Annotated in this window: 15 protein-coding genes; 3 read left to right on the forward strand and 12 right to left on the reverse strand. The window is 74.7% G+C overall.

Features of this window, described 5'->3' with window-relative positions; translation table 11 throughout:
• Positions 1–50: 50 nt before the first annotated feature.
• From AB0I11_RS25075 to AB0I11_RS25105, 7 genes are all read right to left on the reverse strand, one after another.
• The gene (locus AB0I11_RS25075) at positions 51–1,325 is read right to left on the reverse strand and encodes an MFS transporter (protein WP_357325214.1); all 1,275 of its coding nucleotides are present in this window, start codon (positions 1,323–1,325) and stop codon (positions 51–53) included.
• Complete coding sequence (locus tag AB0I11_RS25080; protein ID WP_357325217.1) at positions 1,322–1,897, reverse strand: helix-turn-helix domain-containing protein; 576 nt, start codon at positions 1,895–1,897, stop codon at positions 1,322–1,324. The genes AB0I11_RS25075 and AB0I11_RS25080 overlap by 4 nt, the downstream gene beginning before the upstream one ends.
• A gap of 132 nt (positions 1,898–2,029) precedes the next feature.
• Positions 2,030–2,923 (reverse strand): SGNH/GDSL hydrolase family protein, encoded by an 894-nt coding sequence (locus AB0I11_RS25085; RefSeq protein WP_357325220.1) that lies wholly within the window; start codon positions 2,921–2,923, stop codon positions 2,030–2,032.
• A 126-nt stretch (positions 2,924–3,049) separates the two neighbouring features.
• The gene (smpB, locus tag AB0I11_RS25090; protein ID WP_357325223.1) at positions 3,050–3,538 is read right to left on the reverse strand and encodes an SsrA-binding protein SmpB; all 489 of its coding nucleotides are present in this window, start codon (positions 3,536–3,538) and stop codon (positions 3,050–3,052) included.
• Positions 3,539–3,660: 122 nt separating this feature from the next.
• Positions 3,661–4,359, reverse strand: a complete 699-nt coding sequence (locus tag AB0I11_RS25095) for a lysoplasmalogenase (protein WP_357325226.1) — start codon at positions 4,357–4,359, stop codon at positions 3,661–3,663.
• Positions 4,356–5,183 carry a sterol desaturase family protein gene (locus AB0I11_RS25100; protein WP_357325229.1) on the reverse strand — a complete coding sequence of 276 codons (828 nt, stop codon included), beginning with the start codon at positions 5,181–5,183 and terminating at the stop codon, positions 4,356–4,358. Before AB0I11_RS25100 ends, AB0I11_RS25095 begins: the two co-directional genes overlap by 4 nt.
• A complete protein-coding gene (locus AB0I11_RS25105) occupies positions 5,180–5,911 on the reverse strand; it encodes a GntR family transcriptional regulator (RefSeq protein ID WP_357325231.1) in 732 nt (243 codons plus the stop codon). Before AB0I11_RS25105 ends, AB0I11_RS25100 begins: the two co-directional genes overlap by 4 nt.
• Before the next feature lie 91 nt (positions 5,912–6,002).
• Here AB0I11_RS25105 and AB0I11_RS25110 point away from each other — a divergent pair, with 91 nt between their 5' ends.
• Entirely contained in the window at positions 6,003–7,214 is a 1,212-nt protein-coding gene (locus tag AB0I11_RS25110; protein ID WP_357325234.1) for a DUF6236 family protein, read from the forward strand.
• Positions 7,215–7,265: 51 nt separating this feature from the next.
• On the forward strand, positions 7,266–9,191 hold the full coding sequence (gene htpG / locus AB0I11_RS25115) for a molecular chaperone HtpG (RefSeq protein WP_357325237.1): 1,926 nt from the start codon (positions 7,266–7,268) through the stop codon (positions 9,189–9,191).
• Positions 9,192–9,326: 135 nt separating this feature from the next.
• Here the strand turns inward: htpG and AB0I11_RS25120 are convergent, their stop codons facing one another.
• Complete coding sequence (locus AB0I11_RS25120; RefSeq protein ID WP_357325240.1) at positions 9,327–10,709, reverse strand: MFS transporter; 1,383 nt, start codon at positions 10,707–10,709, stop codon at positions 9,327–9,329.
• Between the two features lie 20 nt (positions 10,710–10,729).
• Complete coding sequence (locus tag AB0I11_RS25125; protein WP_357325243.1) at positions 10,730–11,077, reverse strand: nuclear transport factor 2 family protein; 348 nt, start codon at positions 11,075–11,077, stop codon at positions 10,730–10,732.
• A gap of 110 nt (positions 11,078–11,187) precedes the next feature.
• Here AB0I11_RS25125 and AB0I11_RS25130 point away from each other — a divergent pair, with 110 nt between their 5' ends.
• The gene (locus AB0I11_RS25130) at positions 11,188–13,881 is read left to right on the forward strand and encodes a LuxR family transcriptional regulator (protein ID WP_357325247.1); all 2,694 of its coding nucleotides are present in this window, start codon (positions 11,188–11,190) and stop codon (positions 13,879–13,881) included.
• Positions 13,882–13,984: 103 nt separating this feature from the next.
• Here the strand turns inward: AB0I11_RS25130 and AB0I11_RS25135 are convergent, their stop codons facing one another.
• The 3 genes from AB0I11_RS25135 to AB0I11_RS25145 form a co-directional block, all read right to left on the reverse strand.
• A complete protein-coding gene (locus tag AB0I11_RS25135; RefSeq protein ID WP_357325250.1) occupies positions 13,985–14,683 on the reverse strand; it encodes an SDR family oxidoreductase in 699 nt (232 codons plus the stop codon).
• 136 nt (positions 14,684–14,819) lie between these two features.
• Positions 14,820–15,371, reverse strand: coding sequence for a helix-turn-helix domain-containing protein (locus AB0I11_RS25140; RefSeq protein ID WP_357325253.1), 552 nt, complete (start codon positions 15,369–15,371; stop codon positions 14,820–14,822).
• 91 nt (positions 15,372–15,462) lie between these two features.
• Complete coding sequence (locus AB0I11_RS25145; RefSeq protein WP_357325256.1) at positions 15,463–17,031, reverse strand: LLM class flavin-dependent oxidoreductase; 1,569 nt, start codon at positions 17,029–17,031, stop codon at positions 15,463–15,465.
• Positions 17,032–17,168: the final 137 nt, after the last annotated feature.

Raw genomic sequence — 17,168 nt, forward strand, 5'->3', positions numbered from 1 at the left:
CCCCGGTTCCCACCCTGATCGGGGAGACCGACCGGCGGCCCCGTCGAGCGTCACCGCGCGGCGGGCGCCGGTGTCCGCTCGGGGCGTTGCCCCTCGGGCGCGGGCCGGCGCATGTCCCGCCACGGCCCGCCGAGCAGCGGGGTGAGCACCACCAGCAGGTAGACGGCGCCGATGGCGAGCAGCGGCCCGGTGGTGCCGAACCGTTCGGCGGCCACGCCGGCCCCGAGCGCCCCCAGCGGCATCGCCGCCCAGGCGCCCGCGCCGACCACCCCGAAGACCCGGGCCCGCATGTGCGCGGGTATCCGTTCGAGTTTCACGGCGCCGATCAGCGGATTGATCGCACCGGCGGCGAGGCCGGCCAGCGCGAAGACGGCCATCACCACCGGCAGCGGCGGGGCGGCGGCCAGCGCCCAGAACGGCGGCGCGCCGGCCACCGCGAACGCGGTGACGAAGGTGGCCCGCCGGGGCAGCCGGTGCCCCACCGCGCTGAACAGCAGCGAGCCGACCAGGGCGCCGCCGCCCATCGCGCCGACCAGCAGGCCGAACGCGCTCGCCCCGCCCAGCTCCCGGGTGGCCACCACCGGCAGCAGCACGTTGCTCTTGGCCGCGTCGAAGAGGTTGGTGACCAGGATCAGCAGCACCACGGCGCGCACCAGCGGCTCGCGGAGCAGGAAGCGCAGCCCGGTGGCGAAGTCCCGCCAGTAGCCGCCCGACCCGGCCTCCGCTGCGGCGTCGGCTTGCAGGCTCCGCGGCACCAGGATCGCCACCATCAGCGCGGACACCGCGAAGGTCGCCGCGTCCACGGCCAGCACCGGCAGCGCGCCCAGCAGACTGACCAGCAGGCCGGCCACCGGCGCGCCGATCAGCCGGGCGCCGCGTTCGGTGGCCTCGAACCAGCCGACCGCCCGCTCGATCGGCACCCCGGCCGCGGTCGCCGCCTCGGGCAGCAGCGCGTTTCGGGCCGTCTGGCCCGGGGTGTCGAGCAGGCCGCTGACGAAGACCAGGCCGAGCAGCGCCGGGAACGGCAGGCCGACCGTGGCGTGCAGCAGCGGTACGGCGGCGACCGTGACGCCGGAGACCAGATCGGCCAGCACGCTGGCCCGGCGGTAGCCGATCCGGTCGACGAGCACGCCGCCGAACGCGCCGCCGAGCACGACCGGGGCGGTGGCGAAGGCGCCGGTGAGCCCGGTTGCCGCGGCGGACCCCGTCTCGGCCAGCACGTAGAGCGGCAGCGCGATCAGGGTCAGCATGTTGCCGGTCAGCGAGACCACGTGCGCGCCGAGCAGCCCGGCCAGGGGGGCGCGGCGCGGTGCGGCCGCCGTCATCGCGGGTCCCGGAAGGCGTGGTAGATCAGGGTGACGGTGCGGGCGTCGGGCCGGTCGGCGTCGCTGCGGGCGTGCCAGCGCGCGGCCAGCGCCTCCAGATCCGCCCGCAGCTCGACCAGTTCCTCGCTGGTCAGGTGCAGCCAGGAATCGCTGTTGGCCGTGCCGCGTACCCACTCCGGGTCGAGCGTGGCCTCGGCGTCGAGGTAGCTGCGCAGCCGCTCGACGTACCGGTCCAGGACGGCGCGGCGCAGCAGGTCGGAGGCGGCCTTGCGCTCCGGGTCGGCGAGCATCTCGACCAGTTCCAGGTTGGTGCGGGCGTGCGCCGCCCGCCACCAGCGTTCCCGGCGGTTGCGGGCCAGCTCGGGCGCCTCCCGCACGAACCCGTGCTCGGCCAGTTTGCCCAGGTGGTAGCTGACGGACCCGACCGCCTCGTCGACGATCTCGCTGAGCGTCCCGACCGTCTGCGGGCCGCGCAGCCGCAGCTCGCCGAGCAGGCGTAGGCGGGTGGGGTGGGCGAGGGCCCGCATGGCGCGGGGGTCGCTCAGCCGCAGGATGGGCTCTTCTTCGGTCACGGCCTCAGCCTAGAAGAACAAGAAAGCATGTACAAGAAGCCTTGTGGAACGAATGACGGCCCGGCCGGCCGGTCCCGGAAGGCGGCAGGCCCCGCTGCGAGTGCGACGGGGCCTGCCGGTGGGGGAGGGCGGTTAGCTGTTGAGGTGGGCCAGGACGGCGGTGGCCATCCCCTGCTCGCCCCGGGCGTTCGGGTGGAACGGGGCGGCCGAGTTCTCCGGGATCAGGCCCTCCACCCAGCGGGTGCCGCTGCTCTTGCAGGCGTCGTGGCCGATCGACGGGGTGTAGACGTCGGCGTAGCTGGCGTTGTTCGCGGCGGCGGTGCTGGCCAGCATGGTGTTCAGCGCCTTCTCGACGCCGCGCAGGTAGGGCACGTCCTGGTAGGCGATCGGGACCAGCGGCCAGCAGCCGTAACCGCTGTCCGGCACGATCGCCGGGTAGCCGATCACGACGACCCGCGCGCCGGGCGCGGCCGTGCGGACCGCCCGCAGCACGGTGGCCACCTTCGGCGCGGCCGCGTCGATCCTGGCCCGCAACTGGTCGGTGCCGCCGGCGGTGTACGTGTTCTTGCACGGCGAGCCGAACGGGCTGTCCAGGCTGGCCCGCGCGCAGTCGCTGATGATGCTGGAGAAGCCGATGTCGTTGCCGCCGATCTGCACGGTCACCAGCGCGGTGCTCGAGGTCACCGCGTTCAGCTGGGGCGGCACCGAGATGCCCAGCTGGCCGCTGCCGCCGTTGAGGATGTCGTTGGTGGTGGCCCCGGAGCAGCTGACGTCGGCGAAGGACGCCGAGCCGGCCGACGCGGCGACCAGGGACGGGTAGTTGCGGTTGGACCGGAGGCAGTTGAGGTCGACCTGGGTGGGGACGAGCGGGCCGGCGGTGTACGAGTCGCCCAGCGCGACATAGCGCCCGGCGGGCACGGCGGCGCTGGCGGGGGTGACGGAGGCGAGCAGCACACCGGCGACGACGGCGGCGAGCGCGCCCAGCCGGCTGGCCGCCCGGGGGAACGGCAGGCGAGGACGGATCATGGTGGGCTCCCAGGGTGGTGGATCATGGGTGCGCCGATTCTGTCCGTGTTGACGCCGTGCGTCAATATTTACCTTCGTCTTTGTCTTGGGCGGCAAGAACCTGCGTTTCGATCGGCACCCGGCCGGTCAGCGGCCGGTGCCGGCCCGGCCCTTGAGGCGGCGGCCCAGCTCCCGGGCGATCTCCCGGTTGGCGTCCCGCTCGGCGAGCGCCTGCCGCTTGTCGTACGACTTCTTGCCCTTCGCCAGGCCCAGCTCGACCTTGGCCCAGCCGTTGGCGAAGTACATCGACAGCGGCACCAGGGTGATCCCGCCGTCGCGCAGCTTCTCCAGGATCCGGGCTATCTCCACCCGGTTCAGCAGCAGCTTGCGGGTCCGCCGGGGCGCGTGGTTGGTCCAGGTGCCGTAGCCGTACTCGGCGATGTGCAGGCCGTACAGCATGATCTCGCCGTCGCGCTCCTGGGCGAACGCGTCGACCAGCGACACCCGTCCCTCGCGCAGTGACTTCACCTCGGTGCCGGCCAGCACGATCCCCGCCTCGTAGGTCTTGAGGATCGTGTAGTCGTGCCGCGCCTTCTTGTTGCTGGCGATGACCTTGCGCCCGTTCTCCCTGGCCACGCCCTGCCTCCTCGTCCGCCGCGCCGAGGGCAGGATATCCGGGCGCCGGCCCCGGCCGGCCCGCGGTCGCCGCCGCCCCGGGCCGGGCCGGCGGGTCTGCCCCTGGGCGGCGGGGCGGCGACTCAGCGGGGCGGCGGGGCGGCGGCCCAGCGGGCCGCCACCCGGTCCGGCACCCGCCCGTCCGGTGGATCGGCCGGCCGCGGCCGGTCGGCCCCACCCGGCGGCCGCTGCCCGGCCCACCCGGTGGTGATCAGCAGAAGGGCGGCCGCGTAGCTGGCCATCACCAGCAGGTCGCGGCCCGGGAAGTCGACGCCCGCCGCGCCGAGCCCGATGAGCAGGTCGGAGCCGAGGAAGAGCGCACCGCCCAGCCCGGTCCGCCGGGACACCCCGGTTGCGGCCGCCGCCATCGCCGACAGCGCCAGGCTGTAGCCGAGCACCGGCAGCCGCAGCGGCCCGAGCGCGCCCCAGAGCAGCGCGTTCGCGGCCGCCCAGGCGAGCAGGTAGCCGAGCACCGCGGCCACCGGCGGGCGGCGGTGGCGCAGGAACGCGGTGAGGAAGCCGAGCTGGGTGAGCAGGAAGCAGCCCATGCCGGCCAGGAACGCGGTCCGGCCCGGCACCAGCAGCGCGACGTCGCCGGCGGTGGCCGCGACCAGGCCGACCGCGACCCCGTCGAACCGCCGCCGGACCGACCAGAGGTACGCCAGCAGCAGCGGCGCCAGCAGCGGCTTGGCCAGCCACTGGGTCAGCGTGGAGTCGGTGGCGACGCCGATCAGCTCGACTAGGGCGACGACCCCGAACAGGCGGAGCCCGTGGCGGCTCACCGGGAGGGCTGCCAGCCGGGCCGGCCGAACACGTAGCCGACCCGCTCCCGCCAGGACCGGGCGGACCGGGCGTCGGCCCAGACCGCGGCGAACTCGTGGGTGGCCACCCGCAGCGGGTTGTAGGTGGCGATGTTCTTGGTCAGGCCGTACCGGGCGGGTGCCCGCTCGGGGGCGAAGCTGCCGAACAGCCGGTCCCAGACGATGAGGATGCCGCCGTAGTTGCGGTCCAGGTATTCGGTGTTGGAGGCGTGGTGCACCCGGTGGTGCGACGGGGTGTTGAAGATCAGCTCGATCGGCCGGGGCAGCACGGTGACCCGCTCGGTGTGCAGGAAGAACTGGTAGAGCAGGCTGATCGACTGCTGCAGGAAGATCATCCACGGTGGAATGCCGAGCAGCGCCAGGGGCAGCCAGAACGGCAGCGAGGTCATCGGCGTCCAGCTCTGCCGCAGCGCCGTGGAGAAGTTGTAGTAGACGCTGGAGTGGTGCACCACGTGGCTGGCCCAGAGCACCCGCACCTCGTGGTGCAGCCGGTGGAACCAGTAGTAGGCCAGGTCGTCGGCGAAGAAGAGCAGCACCCAGACCCACCAGTCACCGGGGGAGAGCCGCACCGGGGCGATCGTCCAGAGCGCCGCGTACAGCCCGACGGTGGCCAGCTTCCACGGGAAGCCGATGAGCTGACTGCCCAGCCCCATGGAGAGGCTGGTGGCGGTGTCGCGTACCTCGTAGCCGCGTTCCTCGTCGTCGGGCAGGAACCGGTAGGACACCGCCTCGAGGACGATGAACAGCAGGAACGCCGGGATGGCGTAGAGCACGGCGGGGATCATGCTCGGGCCTCCTCCTGGGGAGCGGGGGTGGGGGTGGGGGTGGTGACCGGGGCGGTCAGCAGCGCCCGGGCGTGCCGGGCGGCGGCCGTGCCCTGGCCGGCCGCGATCGCGGCGGCGAGCCGGCGGTGGCCGGCGACGTCGAGCAGTTCGGCGGCGCGCGCGTCCGGCGGGACGTCGCCGACGGCGAGGGTGCCGGCGATCAGGCTGTTGAACGCCAGCAGGTAGGCGGTGTTGCCGCTGCCGCGCACCACCAGCCGCCAGATGTCGATGTTGGCCTCGTGCATCCGGTTTAGGTCGGGGGCGAGGGAGCCGTACTCCTCGGCGGCGGTGACCAGCGCGGCGGTGACGGCCGGGTCGCCGCGCTCCGCGCAGAGCCGGGCCGCGTCGATCCCGACGCAGGCCCGCATCTCCAGCATGTCGCGCAGCAGCGTCTCCACCGGCAGTACGTCGCCGGAGCGGGCCAGCGACAGGGCCAGGTCCAACCCGGCGTGGATCCGCCAGTCCAGCACCCGGGTCGCCCCGCCCTGGCTGACCCGCACCAGGCCGAGCTGCTGCAACCGGCGCAGCGCCTCCCGGACGGCGTGCCGGTTGACCTCGAACGCGGCGGCCAGCTCGCGCTCGCCGGGCAGTGTCTCCGCCGGCCGGTAGCGGCCGCTGACGATGGCGTCGCGGAGCTGGCCGAAGACGTGGTCGGAGACCGAGGCGCGGGGCGCGGGGGCGAAGGCCATGGCCAGCAGTGTGGTGCCGGACACATCAACCCGTCAACTGGTTGGACCAGTCGGATTTCCGCGGTTGGCAGCGACGTCGGAGAATGACCCGGTGAGCGACATCGCCCTCTACCACCCGTACGTGCGGTTCCAGGACGAGGCGTGGCTGAAGGGCGCCGTCCTCTACTGGCCGAAGATCGCCCGGCTGCTGCCATACAGCCTGCCGGCGCCGCCGGACTCCGCCACCGTCCTCGAACTGCGGGCGGCGCTCGACTGCATCGTGGACGTGCCGATCTGGCCGGGGGACCGGCACGGCTCGCTGACGCAGGTCGACGAGCTGTTCTACGGCTTCCTCGACCGGCACCTGGCCGAGCTGCGTCCCCGGTACGGCGTCCAGCGGCTCGGCATCGACCCGATGCTCGACAACGGGCCCGGCCGGGGCGGACAGGTGCCACGCGATCCCCGCCTCACCGCGGTGCACCCGGACAAGATGTCCTGGCGGCTGGCGGACCGGCTGGCCGACGAGGGCCTGCTGTGCCGGCTCGATCGGCTGCTCCCCGACGGCCGCCGGGTGCGCACCGGCGATCTGGCGCTGCACCGCGACCTCGGCACCCTCTACCTCGCAGTGCTCGCCGACACGGTGGCCCGGGCCAACCGGATGGCGACCGTCACCGACCGGCCGGTGACCCTGGCGACCAGCGGCGGCTGGACCATCGAGTCGATGGCCGCCGCCCTGCTGGCGGACGCCGTGCCGGCCCCGCCGGCCCACCCCGAACCGGCCCAGGCGTTCGCGGTCCTCGCGCTCTCCGTCGCGGTGCCCGGCGGGCTGGCCGACGTCCCGGTCCGGCGGATCGTCGAGGCCCGGCGGCACCTGCACCCGGAGCTGCTCGCCTACCGTGCCTACCTGGACTCGCTGGCGCCCGTCCTGGCCGACCTGGCCACGGTGCCGGATCCGGCGGTCCGGGCCGCCCACCTCGAGACGATGGTCGAACGCGAGATCGGCGACCGGCTCGACGCCACCCGCAAGCAGCTGACCAAGCTCGGCTTCGAACCGGCCCGGGCGCTGCTCACCACCCAGACGCTGGTCCCGCCCGCGGCGCTTGCCCTGCTCGGCGGCGCGCTGGAGCTGCCGCCGGTGATGACCGGCTCGGGGGCGGTGGCGGTCGGGGTCCTCGGCGCCACCGCGGGCATGCTGGGCGGCCGTGACCAGGTCCGCCGGAACCACCCGACCGGCTACCTGCTGGGGCTGCGCCGGGAACTCGGGGCGGGCGACGCCGTCGCGGCCGTCCGGGCGGCCTACCGTCGGGCGACCGGACAGCGGTAGACGAGAGGGACCGGGCGGTCGGTGCCGCCACGGTCACGCCTCGTATCCTTCATGCCGGAAGCCCGCGAAGTGGAAGGAGCCGGTGTGAGCGACCGCGTCGAGACGTTGGAGTTCCAGGCCGAGGCCCGTCAGCTGCTCCAGTTGATGGTGCACTCGATCTACTCGAACAAGGACGTCTTCCTGCGCGAACTGATCTCGAACGCCTCCGACGCGCTGGACAAGCTGCGCCTGGAGTCGCTGGTGGACAAGGACCTCCAGGTCGACACCGCCGACCTGCACATCGAGATCGAGGTCGACAAGGAGGCCCGCACGCTCACCGTGCGGGACAACGGCATCGGCATGTCCCGCGACGAGGTGGTCGGCCTGATCGGCACGATCGCCAAGTCCGGCACCGCGGAGCTGCTGGCCAGGCTGCGCGAGGCCAAGGACGCGGCCGCCTCCCAGGAGCTGATCGGCCAGTTCGGCGTCGGCTTCTACGCGACGTTCATGGTCGCCGACCGGGTCACCCTGCTCACCCGGCGGGCCGGGCAGGCCGGTGGCACCCGGTGGGAGTCCGCCGGCGCGGGCACCTACTCGGTCGAGGCCGTCGACGACGCGCCGCAGGGCACCTCGGTCACCCTGCACCTCAAGCCCGTCGACACCGAGGACAACCTGCACGACTACACCGCCGAGTGGACCATCCGGGAGATCGTCAAGCGCTACTCGGACTTCATCGCCTGGCCGATCCGGATGACCGTCGACAAGCCGGGCGAGGACGGCGCGACCACCCGCGAGGAGCAGACGCTCAACTCGATGAAGGCGCTCTGGGCCCGCTCCCGGGACGAGGTCGACGAGGCCGAGTACAAGGAGTTCTACCGGCACGTCGCGCACGACTGGGCGGACCCCCTCGAGACCATCCACATGCGCGGCGAGGGCACCTTCGAGTACGAGGCGTTGCTCTTCCTGCCCTCGCACGCCCCGCTCGACCTGTTCGCCCCGCAGGGCCGCCGCGGCGTGCAGCTCTACGTCAAGCGCGTGTTCATCATGGACGACTGCGACGCGCTGATGCCCAACTACCTGCGCTTCGTCAAGGGCGTGGTGGACGCGCACGACCTGTCGCTGAACATCTCCCGGGAGATCCTCCAGCAGGACCGGCAGATCCGCGCGGTGCGCCGCCGGCTGGTCAAGAAGGTGCTCGCCACCCTCAAGGACCTCCCCGCCGAGTCGTACCGCACCTTCTGGACCGAGTTCGGCGCGGCGGTGAAGGAGGGTCTGCTGGAGGACCCGGACAACACCGAGGCGCTGCTCGACCTGGTCCGGGCGGCGTCCACCCACGATCCGGCCGAGCCGACCACGCTGCGCGACTACGTCGGGCGGATGAAGGACGGCCAGACCGAGATCTACTACGCCACCGGGGAGAACCGGGCCACCATCGAGAACTCCCCGCACCTGGAGGCGTTCCGCGCCAAGGGCTACGAGGTGTTGATCCTCACCGACCCGGTCGACGAGGTCTGGGTCGAGCGGGCCGGCGCGTACGACGGGAAGACCCTGCGTTCGGTCGCCAAGGGTCAGGTCGACCTGGAGACCGAGGAGGAGAAGGAGAAGGCCGAGGCCGAGCGGCAGGAGTACGCCGATCTGCTCGGCTGGATGAGCGGCGCGCTGGCCGACAGCGTCAAGGAGGTCCGGCTCTCCACCCGGCTCACCACCTCGCCGGCCTGCGTGGTCGGCGACGCGCACGACATGACCCCGACGCTGGAGAAGATGTACCGGGCGATGGGGCAGGAGGTGCCCCGGGTCAAGCGGATCCTGGAGCTCAACCCGACCCACCCGCTGGTCACCGGGCTGCGTAAGGCCCACGAGCAGGACGCCGACAGCACCGCGCTGACCGAGACCGCCGAGCTGCTGTACGGCATGGCGCTGCTCGCCGAGGGCGGGGAGCTGGCCGATCCGGCCCGGTTCACCCGGATCCTCGCCGACCGGCTCGCCCGCAGCCTGTAGGCCGCGCGCTCGCGGTCACCGGAGCCGGCCCGGCGCTCGCCGGGCCGGCTCCGCCGGCGGGTCAGCCGCCGGGCCGGCCCGGCCGGCGGGTCGGGCGCAGGGTCGGCTCGGCCGCCGGACCGGCTTCGCGGCGGGTCAGGCGCCGCGCCGGGGCAGCCACTGGACGAGGACCGCCACCGCGACGCTCAGCGCCACCAGCACCCCGAGGCTCACCGCGAACGCGTGCGGGAAGGGGCCGGTCCGGAGCGCGTGATAGAACACGCTGCCGATCAGGGCCACGCCGACCGCGTTGCCGGCCTGTTGCGCCGTGGACAGCACCCCGGAGGCGGCCGCCGCGTGCCGGGCCGCCACGCCGGCCAGCACGATCGAGGGCAGCGGCGCCACCACGAAGCCCATCCCCGCACCGGCCACCGTCAGCCCCGGCACCAGCCAGCCGGTCGGCTCCTGCGCGGCGAGCGCCAGCAGGCCGTACCCGGCGGCGACCACCAGCGTGCCGACGGTGAGTGTCTGGCGGCCCAGCCGGGCGGCGATCCGCCCGGACAGCACCGACGTGACCAGGTACCCGAGGCCGAGCGGCGCGAAGAGCAGCCCGGACGCGAGCGCCGACAGGCCGCGCCCGTCCTGCAGGTACACCGCCAGCACCAGGAAGAACGACGCCATGGTGAGCTGGAAGGCGAGGCTGACCAGGACCCCCACCGTGTACGAGCGGGCGGTGAACAGGTGCGGGTGCACCAGCGGTGCGCCGCCCCGCGCCGCCAGCCGGCGCTGGTGCCAGGTGAACGCGGCGAGCGGTGGCAGCGCCGCCAGGCACCAGCCGACCGGCGCGGCGGCCACCAGCGGGTACACGATGGCGACCAGGCCGACCGTGACCAGGACGGTGCCGACCAGATCCAGACCGGAGCCGGTCGCCGACCGTGACTCGGGCACCAGGCGCCGGCTGGCCGCCATCGCCGCCAGGCCGACCGGCACGTTGATCAGGAAGATGCTGCGCCAGCCGAGGCCGGCGAGGTCCGCGCGGATCAGCAGCCCGCCGACGAGCTGCCCGAACACCGCGCCCAGCCCGACCGCCACGCCGTAGGCGCTGAACGCGCGGACCCGCCGGGCGCCGGTGTAGACCGTGTTGATGATGGCCAGCACCTGCGGCATCAGCAGCGCCGCGGCGGCGCCCTGCAGGACCCGGCCGCCGACCAGCACGGCGGCGCTGGGCGCCAGTCCGCACGCCGCCGAGGCGAGCGTGAACAGGCCGAGGCCCGACGCGTACAGCCGCCGCCGGCCGTACAGGTCGCCCAGCCGGCCACCGGTGATCAGGCCCGCGGCCAGCGCCAGCCCGAAACCGGCGACCACCCACTGCACGGCCGACGGCCCGGCCCGCAGGTCCACCTGGATGGACGGGATCGCCACGTTGACGATGAAGAAGTCCAACAGCGTGACGAACGTGCCGGTCAGCAGGACCAGCAGGGCGCCCCAGCCGGTCTCGGCCCGCGGCGGCGTGACCGCCGGCGCGGTGATGGTGCTCATGGCTCGTGCCTCCAGGGTGGTCAGGCGGGGATCTTGTCGAGGAAGCCGTGCACCGCGGCGATCCGGCCGTCGCCGGTGAGCACCGCGACGTCGAAGCCGACCACCAGCGGTTCGGCGCCGGGCGCGCCGAGCGTCCAGGTGAACCGGGCGATGTCGTGGTGCGCGTCCACCGGGCCGAGATCGAACCGCAGCCCGGGGAACTGCCCCTGGACGGCGGCGATGGTGGCGTCGATCGCGTCGCGGCCCTCGGCGACCGCCAGCGGGTCGGTGTACCGGCCCTGCTCGGCCCAGACCTCGTCGATCAGCGCCCGCCGCGCGGCCGGGTCCGTCTCGTTCCAGCACTCCAGGTACCGGTGAATGACCTTCATGGCGTTCCTCCAGCTCGTTGCCGTTGCGGAAAACGCTATGCAGCGGGGGCGGGCGCGGAATCCGTCACGCATCAGTACTTCCGTCGGTGGAGGTCGGTAACGTCTCGGCCATGCTCTACGGGCGGGACGCCGAGCTGGCGGCGGTCGGCGCGCTGCTGGACACCGTGCGCTCCGGCGGCAGCGGTGCCCTGGTGCTGCGCGGTGAGCCGGGCATCGGCAAGACCGCGCTGATCGAGCACGCCGACACCGCCGGGCTGCGGGTGCTGCGCGGCGCCGGCGTGGAATCGGAGGCCGAGCTGCCCTTCGCGGGTCTGCACCTGCTGCTGCACCCGGTGCTCGATCGGCTCGACGCGGTGCCGGCGGTGCAGGCCGAGGCGTTGCGGGGCGCGCTGGGGCTGGCCGCGGCCGGCGGCGCGGACCGGTTCCTCGTCGGCCTCGCGGTGCTGTCACTCCTCTCCGAGCTGGCCGACACCGGCCCGGTGCTGGCCGTCGTGGACGACGCCCAGTGGCTGGACCGGGCCTCCGCCGACGCCCTGCTGTTCGCGGCGCGGCGGCTCGGCGCCGAGCCGGTCGGCCTGCTCTTCGCCGCCCGCCCGGACGGCTTTCCGGCGCCCGGCGTGCCGGAGCTTCCGCTGCGCGGGCTGGACCCGTCCGCCGCGGCGGCGCTGCTCGCCGAGCGCGCCGCCGACCTGGACGCCGGCGCGCGGTTCCGGGTGCTGGCCGAGGCGGTCGGCAACCCGCTGGCGCTGATCGAGTTGCCGGCGACGGCCGGGCCGGCCGGCGGAGCGCTGCCCGACCGGTTGCGCGAGGCGTTCCACACCCGGGTGCGGACGCTGCCGGAGAGCGTCCGCACCGTGCTGGAGGTGCTCGCCGCCGACGACACCGGCGACCTCGGGGTGCTGCTGCACGCCGCCGGCAAGCTGGGTGCCGGCAGCGCCGAGCTGGACGCCGCGGTCCGGGCCGGGCTGGTGACCGCGCATGACCCGGTGTCGTTCCGGCACCCCCTGGTCCGGGCCGCCGTCTGGCACGGCACCCCGCCCGGCCGGCGCCTCGCCGTACACGACGCGCTGGCCGCCGCCCTGGACCGGCCGGGTGACGCCGACCGGCGCGCCTGGCACCTGGCGTCGGCGACCACCGGGGCCGACGAGGGGGTCGCCGCCGAGCTGGAACGCACCGCGGCGTGGGCCGGTGAGCGCAGCGGGCACGCCGCCGCGGCCGCCGCGTACGAGCGGGCCGCCCAGCTCTCCGCCGAGCCCGGCGCCCAGCTGCGCCGGCTCACGCTCGCCGCCGAGGCGGCGGCCGAGGCGGGCGACCTGGACCGCTCCGACGTGCTCGCCGCCCGGGCCGAGCGTCCCGGCACCGCCGATCCGGTGCTGGCGGCCCGGCTGACCGCGGTGCGCGCCGCGGCGGACTTCTGGCGCGGCGCGCTGCCGTCGGCGCACGCCCGGCTGCTGAGCGGTGCCGCCCAGGTGGCCGCCGCCGACCGGCACCTGGCGCTGAGTCTGCTGGTGGAGGCGCTGCACGTCGGCTGGTACGCGGGGGAGCGGGAGCTGTCGGAGTCGGTGGCGCGGTTGCGCTCCGTGCTGCTCCCCGACGACCCGCTGACCCCGCTGGCCCGGCTCCTGATCCACGCGGTGACCCCGATCGTCGGCGGGGCGGACGGGGACGACGGTGTCGACTGGGCGGCGCCCGGTGCGATGATCGGGGCGGCCCGGGCCGCCGAGAGCGAGCCGGGCGCCGCGATCCTGGTGGCCGGGCTCGGGCTGATCCTCGGCCAGGAGGCGGTCACCGTCGAGCTGGCCGAGGAACAGGTGGAGCTGGCGCGCCGGCAGGGCCGGGTGGGCTGGCTTCCGCAGGCGCTGTTCTACCTGGCGTGCGGCTGGCAGTTCGCGGGCCGGCAGGCCGCGGCGGCCGCCGCGGCGGAGGAGGCCCTGGCGATCGCCCGCGACACCGACCAGCGGCAGTGGATCGACCGGCTCGGCGAGCCGCTGGCGTACCTGGCCGCGATCGCCGGGGACGAGGACGGGTGCCGGCGGATCACCGACGAGGCGTTAGCCGGCGTCGCGGGCGGCGACCCGGCCTGGCAGGTGCCCTGGGTGTACGCCGCGCTCGGCCTGCTGGACCTCGGACACGGCCGCGCCGAGTCGGCGCTGACCTGGCTGGCGCCGCTGGGGGAAGGGCGGTCCCGGTTCCACGTCTCGGCCACCCGCAGCACCCCGGACCTGGTCGAGGCCGCGGTGCGGGCCGGCCGGCCGGACGCGGCGGCCGAGGCGTTCGCGCAGTACCGGCGCTGGGCCGCGCACGCCCGGCAGCCGTGGATCGACGCGGTGGTGCTGCGCTGCCAGGCGCTGCTCGACCCGGACGAGACGGCGGGGGAGTCGTACGCGGCGGCGCTGGCCGCGTACCGCCGGCTGAACCGGCCGTTCGACGAGGCCCGCACCGCGCTGTTGTACGGCGAGTGGCTGCGCCGTGGCCGCCGCCGGGCGGAGGCCCGCCCATACCTGGCCGCCGCGCGGGACACCTTCGACAAGCTGGGCGCGGCGCCGTGGGCGGCGCGGGCCCGCACCGAGTTGGGTGCCGCCGGCTCCCCGGCGCCCCGGCCCGCGGGTGGTCCGGCCGCCCGGCTCACCCCGCAGGAGCTGCGGATCGTCTCACTCGCGGCCGCCGGGCTGTCCAACAAGGACATCGCGACGCGGCTGTTCCTGTCCGCCCGGACGGTCGGCTACCACCTGTACAAGGCGTACCCGAAGCTCGGCGTGGTGTCCCGCGCCGAACTGGCCGAGCTGGACCTGAACGGCCCCTGACCGGGCGGTGCGGGACGAAGGGGCCCGTCCGCGACTGGCCCGGTCGGTCACTCCTCGATCGACCTGGCTACCGGGCATGGCGAAGGGCCCCTCCTCGCGTCGGTCAGGGCAGGTCGGGGTAGAGGGCGGCGACGCCGCCGGAGAGGCCGGCGAGGACCCGGCGGGAGGTGTCGTCGGCGACGACCTCGTACCGGTCGGCCTCGATGCCGTCGACCGCGATCCGGGCGATCTCCGCCGGGTCGGACTTCGGCACGTCGAGCCCGGCCGTCATGTCGGTGTCCATGTAACCGACGTGCAGGCCGGCGACCCGCACCCCGCGCCCGGCGAGCTGCGCGCGCAGCGCGTTGGTCAGCGCCCACTCGGCCGACTTCGCGGCGCTGTACGCCCCGACGTCGGGCAGGGCGAACCAGGACAGCGCGGAGAGCACGTTCAGCACTGTGCCGCCGCCGTTGGCCGCGATCCGCGGGGCGAACGCCCGGACCATCTCCAGGGTGCCGAAGTAGTGGGTCTCCATCTCCAGCCGGACCTTGGCCGGGTCGGCGTCGAGCAGGTCCGCGCCGGTGCCCGAGCCGGCGTTGTTCACCAGCAGGGTGACGTCGCCGGCCAGCTCGGCGGCGGCCGCCACCGACGCGGGGTCGGTGATGTCCAGCCGGACCGGGGTGACCCCGGGCAGGTCCACGGTGTCGGGGTTGCGGGCACCGGCGTAGACGGTGGCGCCGCGGGTCAGCAGTTCGGCGGCCAGGTGCCGGCCGAAGCCCCGGTTGGCCCCGGTGACCAGGGCGGTGCGTCCTGCGATCTTCATGTCTGCTCCTGAGGGTGTGGCAGGGATGGGTGGGGCAGGTCGACGGCGGCCGGGCCGGTGCGGGCGGGCCGGCCTTCATTCGGTGTCCGGAGCAGCGCTCAGCGCCGCCGGGGGCCGGTCCGGGCTCGCGGGCCGGTCAGGGGCGCGCTGGCGGGTCAGGACGCGCCGGCCGGTCTGGGCTCGCGGGCCGGTCCGGGCTCGCGGGCCGGGCCGGCGGGGTGGCCGGCAGCAGGCCCGGTCCGGGCAGCACGGCCACCTCGTCGGCCGGTACGTCGTGCCCGGCGTCGCAGCGCAACCGCACCTGCACGGGAGCGCCGCAGCCGCGGTGGGCGACCCGGATCGACGGCTCGTCGACGGCGTACGTGTCGCCCCACTGCCGCAGCGCGGCGAGCACCGGCAGCAGGTCCCGGCCCTTCGGGGTGAGCAGGTACTCGTCGCGGGTGCGCTGGCCCGGCTGGCGGTAGGGCCGCCGTTCGAGCAGCCCGTCGGCGACGAGCTGCTTGAGCCGGGCGGCGGCCACCGGCTCGCTGACCCCGGCCCGGTGGGCGAAGTCGTCGAAGCGCCGGGTGCCCAGCGACGCCTCCCGCAGCAGCAGCAGTGTGGTCCGGTTGCCGACCACGTCCAGCGCCGCCGCGATCGAGCAGTTGGCGGTGGTCCAGGTGCCACGCTGGGCGAGCAGGTCCGTCATGCCGGCGACGCTACCCGAGCTGACTTAGGAAAACCAAAGCCAGCTAGCTCACACCGGAAAAGGGGAATAGCGGCGGGGGAGACCCGCGGGCTCAGAGCTGGCCGGCGAAGAAGCCGTACCGGGCGAGCGGCTCGACGATCTCCCGTTCCTCGTACGACAGGTGCGACAGCAGGGTGTCGGTGAGCAGGTCCACCGCCTCCTGCAGCGCGGTGAAGTCGCCCGGGTGGTGGATCAACTCCACCAGGGCCCGGTCCACCCCCTCGACCACCCCGTGGATCACCACGTGCTCCTCGGTCAGCCGGTCCAGCACCGGGCCCAGCCCGGCGTCCGCGCGGCGCAGGTGCGGGAAGATCGAGTTGTCCTCGAGGCCGTGGTGCTGGGTCACCACCGTGCAGTACGCGGCGCAGTACGCCCCGAGCGTCCAGTTGTTCTGTCGCATGGTCATCTCGTTCAGCGCGGCCCGGGCCGCACCCGCCGAGACCGCCCCGCGCCGCACCTGTTCCAGCAGGTCACGCACCTGACCCAGCTCCTGCCGCAGGTGGTCGTGCACGTCCACCAGATGCTGGCCGGCCGCCTGCCCGCGCACCGTGTAGCGCTGGCCGGCCGGCGCCGGCGGGGCCGCCGGGCGGGCGCTCTCGTCCCAGAGCCGCCGCGCGCTCAGCCGTACCCCCGGATCGGGGGTGGGGGTGACCGCCAGGGCGGTCGTCTCCCCGGCCGCGACGGCCGCCCGCTCCTGGGCCACCGCCTCGGCGCGGTCGCCCGGCGCGGCCCGCTCGGCACCGACCAGCTCGCGCACGGCGGGCGCCACCTCCTGGCCGAACAGCTGGATCGCGCGGGGATCGTCGCTGCCGAGGATGAACGTGGCGATGCCGTGCTCCAGCGCGAGCCCGGCCAACTCGTCGACCCACTGCTCGGGCGGTCCGGCCAGGAAGCCCGTCGACGAGCGGGCGAAGCTGCCGTTGACGTTGAGCAGCCGGCGTACCGCCGCCGGCTCCCGCCCGGCGGCCTCGGCGCCCTCGTCGATGAGCGCGTTGAGGCCCGGCAGCTCCGCCGGGCCCTTCGGCAGGTACGACAGCGACGGCAACCAGCCGTCCGCGGCCCGCCCGACCAGCCGCAGCATCCGGGGCTTGTACGCGCCGACCCAGATCTGCACCGGGTGCGCCGGGGCGGGACCGCGCTTCGCGCCCACCACCCGGTAGTGCTCACCCTCGACCCGGACCATGCCGCGCCGCTCGGTGTCCCACACCTCGCGGATCACCCGAATCGCCTCGTCCAGGGCGGCCACCGCCTGCCCGGGGCGGAGCCGCCGGCCGCCGGCCGCCTCGATTGCCTCCCAGAACGCCCCGGCGCCCAGCCCCAGCTCGATCCGGCCGTCGGTGAGCAGATCCAGGCTGGCCACGCTGCGGGCCAGCACCACCGGCTGGCGCAGCGGCAGGTTCAGCACGTTGCCGGCCAGCCGGACCCGGCTGGTCGCGGCGGCCACGAACGAGATCAGCGTCCAGGTGTCCAGGAAGCCCGGCTGGTAGGGGTGGTCCTGGAAGGTGACCAGGTCCAGCCCGCTCTGCTCGCAGAGCTTGGCCAGCGCCACCACCTGCTCCGGCCGCCCGGCCCCGGGGGTGAGGAAGCCGCCGAAGTGCAGTTCGTGTCCGTGGTCGGTCATGTCCGTCCCGCCGCCTCGTGCCGATCTTGTGTCAACCCCGCTCACGGTAGTCCGCCGGGGCGCCGGTCCGTCCGCTGGTTCCGGAACCCGAACGGATCGTTCACAGTGAATGGCTGCCGGCATAGGCTGCCGGTGAA

Source organism: Micromonospora sp. NPDC050495, from assembly GCF_040655175.1.
Lineage (GTDB): Bacteria > Actinomycetota > Actinomycetes > Mycobacteriales > Micromonosporaceae > Micromonospora.